This window comes from Aquimarina mytili (assembly GCF_016735115.1).
GTDB lineage: Bacteria > Bacteroidota > Bacteroidia > Flavobacteriales > Flavobacteriaceae > Aquimarina > Aquimarina mytili.
This window is the reverse complement of sequence record NZ_JAERQJ010000001.1, coordinates 1102513-1114347: the sequence shown is the minus strand read 5'-3', so window position 1 is coordinate 1114347 and position 11835 is coordinate 1102513. Positions and strand designations below refer to the sequence as shown.

4 protein-coding genes and 1 pseudogene are annotated in these 11835 nt (G+C 38.0%); all 5 read right to left on the bottom strand.

Annotated elements, in window-relative coordinates; all coding sequences use genetic code 11:
* Window positions 1-7871, bottom strand: a pseudogene (locus JJQ60_RS04740) (thrombospondin type 3 repeat-containing protein); the annotation flags it as partial.
* A 620-nt stretch (window positions 7872-8491) separates the two neighbouring features.
* Window positions 8492-9163 carry a response regulator gene (locus JJQ60_RS04735; protein WP_201917136.1) on the bottom strand — a complete coding sequence of 224 codons (672 nt, stop codon included), beginning with the start codon at window positions 9161-9163 and terminating at the stop codon, window positions 8492-8494.
* A gap of 106 nt (window positions 9164-9269) precedes the next feature.
* Window positions 9270-11297, bottom strand: coding sequence for a tetratricopeptide repeat-containing sensor histidine kinase (locus JJQ60_RS04730; RefSeq protein ID WP_201917134.1), 2028 nt, complete (start codon window positions 11295-11297; stop codon window positions 9270-9272).
* A 107-nt stretch (window positions 11298-11404) separates the two neighbouring features.
* On the bottom strand, window positions 11405-11554 hold the full coding sequence (locus tag JJQ60_RS04725; RefSeq protein ID WP_201917132.1) for a hypothetical protein: 150 nt from the start codon (window positions 11552-11554) through the stop codon (window positions 11405-11407).
* A 43-nt stretch (window positions 11555-11597) separates the two neighbouring features.
* Window positions 11598-11777 (bottom strand): hypothetical protein, encoded by a 180-nt coding sequence (locus JJQ60_RS04720; RefSeq protein WP_201917130.1) that lies wholly within the window; start codon window positions 11775-11777, stop codon window positions 11598-11600.
* Between the last annotated feature and the right edge of the window lie 58 nt (window positions 11778-11835).

Here is an 11835-nt window from a genome sequence, read left to right as displayed (position 1 = left end):
GATGTATCTACTCTTTGGAACCAAGTGTCTTGAGTTAACACGCCACTATCAAAAGTGGCTGTCGTGGCCCCTGCAATATCAGTAAACGGTCCTGCTGCTCCAGTGGTACTACTCTGCCATTGGAAGGTCACCGTACCATCGGCAACAGTAGCCGTGGTCTCAGTAAAAGCTATTGGATCTCCTCCCTCACAAATCGTCTCATCGGCTGCAATCACGCCAGCTGTAATGTTATTTACTGTCACTGCAATCACGTTGGTCGTGACTGTACATGCTATCGTATTTAAGGTAGACGTATCCACTCTTTGGAACCAGGTATCCTGGGTTAAGACTCCACTATCAAAAGTGGCTGTCGTGGCCCCTGCAATATCTGCAAAAGGTCCTGCAGCTCCAGTAGTACTACTCTGCCATTGGAAGGTAACGGTACCATCAGCAACAGTAGCCGTGGTCTCAGTAAAGGCTATTGGATCTCCACCCTCACAAATCGTCTCATCCGCTGCAATCACGCCAGCTGTAATGTTATTTACTATCACTGCAATCACATTGGTCGTGGCTGTACACGCTATCGTATTTAACGTACTCGTATCTACTCTTTGGAACCAGGTATCCTGGGTTAAGGCGGGACTGTTGTATGTTGATAATGTCTCTCCTGCAATATCAGTAAACGGTCCTGCAGCTCCAGTCGTACTACTCTGCCATTGGAAGGTAACCGTACCATCGGCAACGGTAGCCGTGGTCTCGGTAAAAGCTATTGGATCTCCTCCCTCACAAATCGTCTCATCCGCTGCAATCACGCCAGCTGTAATGTTATTTACTGTCACTGCAATCACGTTGGTGGTGGCTGTACACGCTATCGTATTTAAGGTAGATGTATCTACTCTTTGGAACCAAGTGTCTTGAGTTAACACGCCACTATCAAAAGTGGCTGTCGTGGCCCCTGCAATATCAGTAAACGGTCCTGCTGCTCCAGTGGTACTACTCTGCCATTGGAAGGTCACCGTACCATCAGCAACGGTAGCCGTAGTCTCGGTAAAGGCTATTGGATCACCACCCTCACAGATTGTCTCATCGGCTGCAATCACTCCTGCTGTAATGTTATTTACTGTCACTGCAACTACATTGGTCGTTGCCGTACAGGCCACTGTATTTAAGGTAGATGTATCTACTCTTTGGAACCAAGTGTCTTGAGTTAACACGCCACTATCAAAAGTAGCTGTAGTGGCCCCTGCAATATCTGCAAAAGGTCCTGCTGCTCCAGTCGTACTACTCTGCCATTGGAAGGTCACCGTACCATCAGCAACAGTAGCCGTAGTCTCGGTAAAAGCTATTGGATCTCCACCCTCACAAATCGTCTCATCGGCTGCAATTACTCCTGCTGTAATGTTATTTACTGTCACTGCAATCACGTTGGTGGTGGCTGTACACGCTATCGTATTTAAGGTACTCGTATCTACTCTTTGGAACCAAGTGTCTTGAGTTAACACGCCACTATCAAAAGTGGCTGTCGTGGCCCCTGCAATATCAGTAAACGGTCCTGCAGCTCCAGTAGTACTACTCTGCCATTGGAAGGTAACGGTACCATCAGCAACAGTAGCCGTAGTCTCGGTAAAGGCTATTGGATCTCCACCTTCACAAATCGTCTCATCCGCTGCAATTACGCCAGCTGTAATGTTATTTACTGTCACTGCAATCACATTGGTCGTGGCTGTACATGCTATCGTATTTAACGTACTCGTATCTACTCTTTGGAACCAAGTGTCTTGAGTTAACACGCCACTATCAAAAGTAGCTGTCGTGGCCCCTGCAATATCAGTAAACGGTCCTGCAGCTCCGGTAGTACTACTCTGCCATTGGAAGGTAACGGTACCATCAGCAACAGTAGCAGTAGTCTCAGTAAAGGCTATTGGATCTCCACCCTCACAAATCGTCTCATCCGCTGCAATCACTCCTGCTGTAATGTTATTTACTGTCACTGCAATCACATTGGTGGTTGCTGTACACGCTATCGTATTTAAGGTACTCGTATCTACTCTTTGGAACCAGGTATCTTGAGTTAACACGCCACTATCAAAAGTAGCTGTCGTGGCCCCTGCAATATCAGTAAACGGTCCTGCAGCTCCGGTAGTACTACTCTGCCATTGGTACGTAATAACACCAGCATCAATACTAGTTGCAGTCGTTTCTGTAAAGGCTGTTGGATCTCCACCCTCACAAATCGTCTCATCCGCTGCAATCACACCAGCAATGATCTGGCAATTATCTCTAAAGGAAAGATCACTTGCCAAAGGCACTGGTGTTGGAGCAGCGTCATTATCAAAATCTCCATACACCGTTTGTAAATTAGCAACATCTCCTGTCGTTACTGCGTCATTAACATCCCAGGTAACCGTATTATCTATAGTATCGAATAGATCATCTATTCCATCGCCATCAGCATCAGCAAAAACGACAATAGCATTATCAGTATCTCCATTCTCTTCAATATCTAAAACTGTATCTTCATCACTATCAGTATCTAAATAATCTGGAATCGTATCTGCAGGACCATCAGTATTAACAGGATTCAAGCCCGGACCACCTCCATTGGTCATTAAATACGCATTATTGACACCATTGTTAGCAATATACTCTGCTGGAGTTGTGGCAATAGGTGCAATATATCCACCTGTGGTTTGTGCCTCTACATTATCTGGAATACCATCATTATCAGCATCTAAATCAAAGTGATTCGCTACGCCATCGCCATCAGCATCAAAAACAGGATCTAAAGTATCACAAATACCATTAAGGTCTCCATCTGTACACACAGGAGTGGTAGCACTACCATTATCATCAAAATCCTGGTAGTTCGGAATACCGTCATTGTCAGCATCTGCAGATGGATCTACACCTAAAGAGTTTTCTACTGTATCTAAAATTCCATCACCATCATCATCAATATCATTGCCATCTCCTACACCATCACCATCAATATCGTTAAAAACTAAATCACAGGCATCTGATATCCCGTCATTATCGCTATCAGGACCAACTTCCTGATAATCCGCCATAGTATTAGTGTTTGTATCGGCAGGGGATGCATATGGTAATGCAGTTATGACCGCTCCATTTGCATCTACAATTGTAGCAAAACCTCCTGCAGGATCTACACCAAATACTCCTGTATCACCGCCATCTGCATTGGCATTATCATAAGCTTCATTAGCATCACTACACCCGTCACCATCACTATCTAAATTTAAATAATCCCTAGAACCATCACCACCAGTATCAGTTGGATTTGGAATTCCATTACTAAGTGGAGTACCTGAAGGAATTCCATTAGTTGCGGTATTATCAGTATTGTTATCATCATCATCATGTCGCCCATCATTATTTGAATCTACTCCACCAGCTTCTACTACATCATAAACACCATCATTATCGGCATCTAAATCAAATCTGTTTGGCACACCATCACCATCAAAATCACAATCTGCTGAAAAGGTAAGTAAGCTATTACCAGATGCAGTTGGATTAGAAGTATTATCTATCAAGGACCATTCTATTTGTGTAATTCCAGCTGGTCCCGAAGCACTAATTCTGATACTTCCATTACCTCCTACTTCAGGAGGTAAAACAGCAATGTTTTCTAATATTCTGGTTCCCGAATTATAAGTCATTACTGTATTTGAAGACACTAATTCTTCAGTATGTTGTGCTCCAGTGAACTGATAATTAGATCGGGCAACACCTCTAAAATGAAATATAATATCATACACTGGTTTATTGAATGCTAACACAAAGTCGACAGTATTACCCAATGCATTACTATTACTAGCACCCGCACTTATAAATTGTATTGCTCCTCCTGGTGCTGGTGTATGATCAGTGTTATTAAAAGCTCCTGAAGGACCTCCAACGCTTAAAGCGTTCAGGTCTCCACCACTTTCGGTAATAGTAAGATCTGCAGTAGCATCCAGTGAAGTAAAATCAATTCCCGTAATTGTTTCTATTGGTCCTGCTGCTCCTGAGACCACAGCACCGGTGAAATCAACATATTCAACAAAACATTCTGTAAGATCCTGAATACCATCATTATCATTATCAAGATCAACAGCATCTCCTACACCATCATTATCAACGTCGTTGAATACAGGATCACAGGCATCAGATATACCGTCGGCATCTGCATCAGGACCTCCTATTTGTTGATAATCATCTGTTAAGTCACTATCTCCATCTACAGGATCTGCATACGCAGGTGCTGGTGCACCAGAAGTTACTAATCCTGTAGCCGGATCAACTGTTGCCGGGTCAGGGCCATATATTCCTGTATCCCCTCCATCGGCATTGATATCTGCATAAGCTTCATTGGCATCACTACACCCATCACCATCGCTATCTAGAGTTAGAAAATCAAAACTACCATCGCTTCCTGTATCGGTAGGACTAGAAACTCCTCCTCCTGCAGAAGTAGGTACACCATTACTGGCTGTATTATCGGTATTATTATCGTCATCATCCGCCCTCCCGTCATCATTTGTATCTATTCCTCCTGTCTCTACAACATCATAAATACCATCATTATCACTATCTAAATCAAAGTGATTGGGCACCCCATCACCATCAGAATCAAATACAGGATCCAAGGCATCACAAATACCATTCAGGTCTCCATCTGTACACACAGGAGCAGTAGCACTACCGTTATCATCAAAATCCTGATAATTTGGAATACCATCCATATCAGCATCGGCAGAGGGATCAACTCCTAAAGAATTTTCAGCTGTATCTAAAATACCATCATTATCATCGTCTAAATCGGCCAGATCTCCTGCGCCATCCATATCTGTATCTAATGCACTAAAAATAACAGTCACTGTAGACATGGCAGTCGTACAGTTTGTTAACGTATATTCAAAAATATAAGTACCATCTCCTAGCCCAGAACTATCTAATGTACCTAATCCTTGGTCAAAATTAGCACCAGGATCATCTCCAGCAACATCCAAACTCCATGTTCCTCCTACTTCTGGCGTTCCTAACAGTTCATTAAATAATGTAATTACTCCAGAAGCCCCATCTGCATTTATTGTATTATTGATCCCTGTATTAGGGGCAGCTTGCACCGATACTGTAACTGAGGTCACCGCATTTATTGTACAAGGGGCGGTTGCATTCACTGTATAATCAAAAATATACACTCCTCCTGTTGTTGGATCATATGTACCGGCTACGGCGCTAAAATCTCCTCCCGGATTATCAGGTGAAGTACCAGAAACACTCCATGCACCTCCAATATCAGCTCCTGATAATAATGCATTTAGATTAACCACTGCATCACCTGCACAGGCATATTCGTCTGTACCTGTACCGGAATTAGGTGGGTTTGTAACCGTAATTTGTACGACATCTTCCGTAGCACAGCTTACACCATTATCTCCTATTATTCTGAACCATGTAGTTTCATTAACGATCCTTGATGGTGTTAATGTATTATTTTCAAAAGACCCTGACCAAGGTCCTGCAGGTCCTGCAGTACTGTAAGACCATTCATATCCTCCTGCTCCACCAACACCTATACCATCTGATAATGATATTGAATTATCTACTCCTGGTGTAGCTGGAGTAAAAGGTACCACATAAATTGAGGCTAAAGCAGGTGTACAAGAGTTATCATTTATAGGCACCGATATTGACCCACTGGTATATGTCGCAACATTACCCAGTCCATCATCAAATACTATGGTAACACCATCTAATGATCCTGTATCTGCAGGTACACAATCATAAATCTGTACTGCCCATCCTCCTTGCCTGGCGTCAAAACCGATAAAGGGAGACCAATCGATGGAAAAGGTTCCTACACCATCAAAATATTGATCATAAGTTCCTGTTAAAGGTGCTTGTAATGGTAGCTCACAAAAATTAAAAATATCATTTACTGTGTTTGAAGTAAATGTCAAACTAGTTACATCGTCACCAGGATTACAAGCATTACCTTGATTTGGTCCTAAAGTGACAGTAGTAGTACCATCTGGAGCTACAGTGAAAAAACCTAAATCAGACACATAGGTATGGGTAGCATCAAATGTTATTGTTATTTGTGTGGTCGCTGTAATAGGAAATGGCCTAGGTACCGGATCATAATAGGTATAAGTAGGATTTGTAACGGTACCAGCACCTGCTAGGTTTACCGTATCTCCAGCACAGGCCACTTGATCTGGCCCAGCATCCATTACTAAAGATGAATTCCAGATCCATGCTCTACCCTCTTCAACTGTACCTCCATCATTTCTTACTACTAAATATCCTCCATCGGCTAAACCTGTTTGTGTAGGTGTTGATCCTAAAGCAAAAGGGTCATACGAATTTGTGGTTGGATTAAAAATATACCAGTCATAAATGGTTCCAACTCCTCCGGCAGGACACACTAATTCTCCTGATCCCGAATCAAATACAAATATAGGATCATCAGAATTCGCAGATTCTAATGGGTTAGTATAAGTAGTAACCAGTTCTCCACAAGCTGAAGGCGAGGTCAATGCAATCTCAGTATTACTCATCTTAATCACCACTACTGTGGTTGATGCATTACTACACGGTGCCGCACCGGTTACATCATATCTAAAAATACTACCGCCCAGAGGTAAAGTTGCTTCATCAACTATGCTTCCTGTTAATGCTCCTGTAGCACTTACATCTACCCAAGTTCCTCCCGAGTCCTCTGTACCATCCATTCCTGTAAATAGATCTGTAGGGCCATCGCCAGTAAAAATTATTAAAGGACCTGATGTTGTTCCTGACTGGGGGCCTCTGGTTATAGGAAATGATGCTGTAGCAATATTAGAGGTATTTCCGTAAATATCGGTAATCTGTACGTCAATCAATCTATTTGGACCAATAGTTGGATTTACTAAATTGTTTAAGTAGAAAATATCATCCAGTGCTGATCTAAATTCTGATTCGGTTGCATTACCATCATTAGATATTGTTACAGTAGTTGTATTATTGCCAGACACTAAAATACCAGTAAAACCTCCATTCATAGTTAGTTCTTCCTGACCAATATCTTGTGGATTTGTAAGTGTTACTGTCATAGATTGAATTCCATGAGGAGCAACCAAATCTGAAGTAGCACCCGTATTGGTGTTATCCAAGGGTTCCCAACCTGTGGCGCAAGCTGTTGAATTAAGGTTAATCCCTCCTGCTCCTGTAGCATTAGTATCATCAAGTCTAACAAAAGGTAGTGGCGCCAGGTTTAATGTAAAGGGTTCTCCTGAAGCGGCTTCTGCTGCATCAGTTACATAATATTCTACCGATAACGTTGTAACAGCAATACTACTTTGTACTGTCCAATAAGTACCGGCGGCAGTAATCGATGCATTAGAGCCAATATGAATCTCTGAAGTATTATTATTGTTTATAAAATGACCCGCTTGAGCCCCGGTAAGATTACCTGAAAATAAAGCACCGGCATCCGGACTGGAAATTTTTATGTTTTCGGTTCTAACAAAGTCACTATGTTCTTGTGAACTCAAGATTACATATACCGGTTCGCTAAAGGTATAGGTATATGTATTACCTGAAACTCCAACAGTAACTCTGGAGTTGTTAAAACTATTGGCTAGTGTTAGCGCTGGTGGGATTGCATTAACAGCTCCCCCTACCGTTGCCGACGGTGTTCTGGTAATATCAACGGTCACAAATGTCGTTCCGTCGCCTACAGCCGATAAGCTACTGGTTAAAAAATTGTTTTCGGGTACTGTACCGGATAAACTTCCCCATGTAGTTACCACCTGTGCTCTAGTTTGAAAAATCATGCATACCAGAAATACAGAAAATAATAAGACTCTCGTTTTTTGATTAGCAGGAAAAGTAATCTTTTTCATAAACATTATATTTTTGGAATAGCTGTATGTTTTAACAATGGGTTATATGATTGAGTAACTAACTCAATAATTTTTTCATCCATAACATTTGATTTACGTTTCAAATGCGCCAATAAGAATTTACAAAGGTGATTCTGTAAATAAGAAGAAATCGGAATAGACTTTAAAAATAATAAAGCTATACACATAGACAATAAGAAGTAGTAACTCATCATTAAGTATTTATAATTAACCATAATAGAAAGGTTAATTGGTTAAGTTGATATGCATAGGGGCAAATGCACAATAATCAAAATTTAATTTTGACGATATTCTACCATTACTTAATAAATAACTTAATACATCAAACACTTTATAGACATAGACATGCTATATATTGTAAGGGGTGGATATGAAGTAAATGTCTTAAAGTATTTTTTTCTCGATAGGATAAATTATTTATTAAACACTATTTTTGTTAAGTTTTTTTTAACAATATAAATTTATGTATTTATTTGGGATTTCAAAAAAAACAGAGCATTTTTTTAAAAAAGAATATCAATCTGATCAATATTTATATATAATCAAAAAAAGGCCACCTACATGGCAACCTCTTTTTAATATAATTTATGGTGAAAGGATTATATAAATCCTCTTTTACGAGCCTCTTCTAAAAGCTTTTGGTCATCGGCCTTAGCGATAGAAAACATTTCCTTTATTTGATTTTTTCTCTTTTCGATTGCACTTAATGAAAGACTTACATAATTAGGAAGATTTTTTGTTTTAACTCCTCTAGACAGGTGATATAAAATCTTTAAGTTTTTCTCATCCAAAGAAAACTTATTGGTCATCATTTTTCTGAAGTGATCATTTACCGTTGCACTATAATATGCTTTACCTTTAACGATATTATTAAATGCTAATAACAACTCACTAGAGGTAAGGTCACTTTTGATCAAAAAGCCAGTCGGATTTATATTTTTTAGAATATTATGAATTCTATGATCTTCTCGATGCATGGTTAGGATGATGATCTTTGCTTTTGGAAGTAGTTCTTTTGCATGCTTTGCCAGATCCTCTCCAGAAGTAATCGTACCGTCTGATGATGGAGGTAATTTTATATCTACAAAAAGCATGTCATAAGGAGTAGACTGAGAAGATTTCAAGATTTTATCATAGGCATCGTCACAGTTAGATGCGATATCGATCTTGATTTGATATTCTTTTTGATTTTCACCTAATAAGGTATTCTTATACCCTTCAATGATCATAGGGTGATCATCAATCATAAGAACTTTTAGCTTTTTCTTCATTTCAAAAATTTGTTGTTTTTAGCTCTAAAATAAAATGTCATACTATGTAAACTTTGTTAGCTGCAAAATATTATGACAACTCTTTAGAATGATACGTTTAATTTTTTTAAGTCGGGACACTAACAGAAACTACGGTTCCCGAATCTTTATTACTTAAAAATTGAACTACTCCACTCATCTGACTAACCCTGGAGGTAATATTCTTTAAACCAATTCCTTTTTTAACCTTTTCACTTTTGAATCCTATTCCATCATCCAAGATAGTAAGATTTATTTTATCTTCTATAAAATCGAAATTAATTTTTATACTTTTTGCATTGGCATGCTTAAAAATATTCTGCAATGATTCTTGTAGAATCCTAAACAAGTTTACCTTTTTTTGATCGTCTATATGTTCCCAATCGATGTTTTCGTCATTATTAAATTCGAAATTAATCTTATTTACATCACACAAATCACTAATCAAACTCTCTACAGCATCAATATAGGCTACATCAGAAGGCAGCGACTCTGTACCCAAATCATGAGAGATTAATCGTATTTCTTTTTCTATAGATTTAAGTTCTTCTATATATTTGTTTCTGGCCTCGGTAAACCCATCGTTAGCACGTTGGTTTATACCATCAAGGCTTAAGCGCACGCCAAACAACCTACCCAGCACCCCATCATGCAATTCTTCAGACATGCGTTGCTGTTCTAGTTGTCGGCCTTCTTCTAATTTGATTTGTTGATTAAGTAGTAATCGATAGATCTCTTGATTAGCTTCTTGCTGGGTTTGAGCAAATAGTAATTCTTTGTTGCTTTGTTGCTGCCTAAAAATGATATATCCTAATAAAAACAAAGCCGTTAATCCTAATATCGCAATGATCAGAATTTCATTTTCGCGACTGATTTGAAGGTTTTTTTCTGCAATTTCATCGGTTTCGAACTTTATTCGAGCAAATTTATCTCGAAATAAACGTTCTTCCTTTATTAAACTATCATTCAGTTTGATATATCTATTAGCATACTCTAAACCTTTTTCACTATCAGAAACATCAGACAATATCTGATACGCCTTTAATAGTTCTTCATTACTTTGCAATTCTGAGGACATTTTACTTGATTCTAAAGCGTAAACCCTTGAAATACTATCCTCTCCCCTTGATTTATAATATTCTGCTAAATGCAAGGTATTGGTCGCAATACCATATCTATCTTTTATACTATCACGTATTTTTAAAGACTCATAGAAAAGATCAGGAATGTCCAACAAATCATTAGACAAAAAATTAACATAGGCTAGATTATCTAATAACAAAGCATGCCTCTTTGGTCTTTTATTCAAAAAATCTTTATAGGATAAAGCCTTATTGTAGTATTCTTTAGCTTTATCATATTTTTTTTGTGATTTATAAACGGTACCAATATTATTAAAAGATCTTAACGTTTGTGAAACTTCATCTTTAGTTCCAATAGTATATTCTATAGCCTTTAAATGATAATTCACAGCCTCTTCATAACGTTCTAAAAATTTAGCCAATATACCTAGGTTAGTGTAACATATTGGCAGATATTTTTCATTATCCGCAGATACAAATTTCTCTATAGCTTCAATAGTTACAGATTCGCTTTCACTATAATCCTTAGCCTTTCGAAGTATTTGTCCTAAATCAATTAATATCTTACCGTGACTATATTCATTACCGGGCATTTTTGAGTAAATCTGATCAGCTTTATCGAAAAAATAGTATGCACTGTCTATTTTCGAAGTCCTATAGTATATACCCAAATTTCCATATGACTTTGCTATACCCAAAGAATCACTTATTAAAGTAGCTAGCTTCAAAGATTTTTCATTCATCCTTTTATAGCTTTCATAATCTTTTATCGTATAATATCCTATAGAAATATCGTTAATTTTATCCCTTTTATAAGTACTATTTTTGAGTGTCGAACATATCGCATAAGCTTTGTCCAAAATTGCCTTTCGTTCATCATTAGGAATTTCAGTATTCCTCGCCTCCTCAATATGAGATATTACTAAATTAGATTTTAGCTCCTCTTCATCCACAACCTTATCTGTGTTATTACATCCAAATAAAGTAATGACTAAAAAAATTATAACAAGCCTATAAAAAAAAGAGGTAATCATAAAACTATACTATTTCTACCCTAAATTAATTAATTTGGTTTCATTAAAAAAATATAAAAGAACCTTAATAAGGTTCTTTTATATTTAATTCTATTTAATTCTATTGTTTATTCCGGCTTAACGTAACCCTCATCATCCTCACCTCTTATATCGTCATTCACTTCTATTCCAATTTCTTCATCTACAGTATCATTTTCACAAGCAATGAACATAGTGCCAAAAAATAGTATAACGAATAAAGTTTTTATAGTTTTCATAGTATATGCTTTTATATTGTTAGTTGATATATCTTATTTATTATTAATTGCTAGAAGACTCTGGCTGTACACTACCTTCGTCATCTTCCAAACTCAATTTTTCAATACCATCATTTATCTCAATCCCAATCTCCTCATTTACTGAATCTGCTTCACAGGCGATAAAAAAAGTACTTAAAAATAATATAGCGAATAATGTTTTTATAGTTTTTATAGTTTTCATAACTGTTAATTTTTAGTTTAATTTTTAAAGAATATTACTTCTCTAAATGGGGTAAATT

Excerpts from the sequence above, each read along its gene's own strand:
- JJQ60_RS04735 (WP_201917136.1), bottom strand. The coding sequence starts at position 9,163 with ATGAAGAAAAAGCTAAAAGTTCTTATGATTGATGATCACCCTATGATC.
- JJQ60_RS04730 (WP_201917134.1), bottom strand. The coding sequence starts at position 11,297 with ATGATTACCTCTTTTTTTTATAGGCTTGTTATAATTTTTTTAGTCATT.
- JJQ60_RS04725 (WP_201917132.1), bottom strand. The coding sequence starts at position 11,554 with ATGAAAACTATAAAAACTTTATTCGTTATACTATTTTTTGGCACTATG.
- JJQ60_RS04720 (WP_201917130.1), bottom strand. The coding sequence starts at position 11,777 with ATGAAAACTATAAAAACTATAAAAACATTATTCGCTATATTATTTTTA.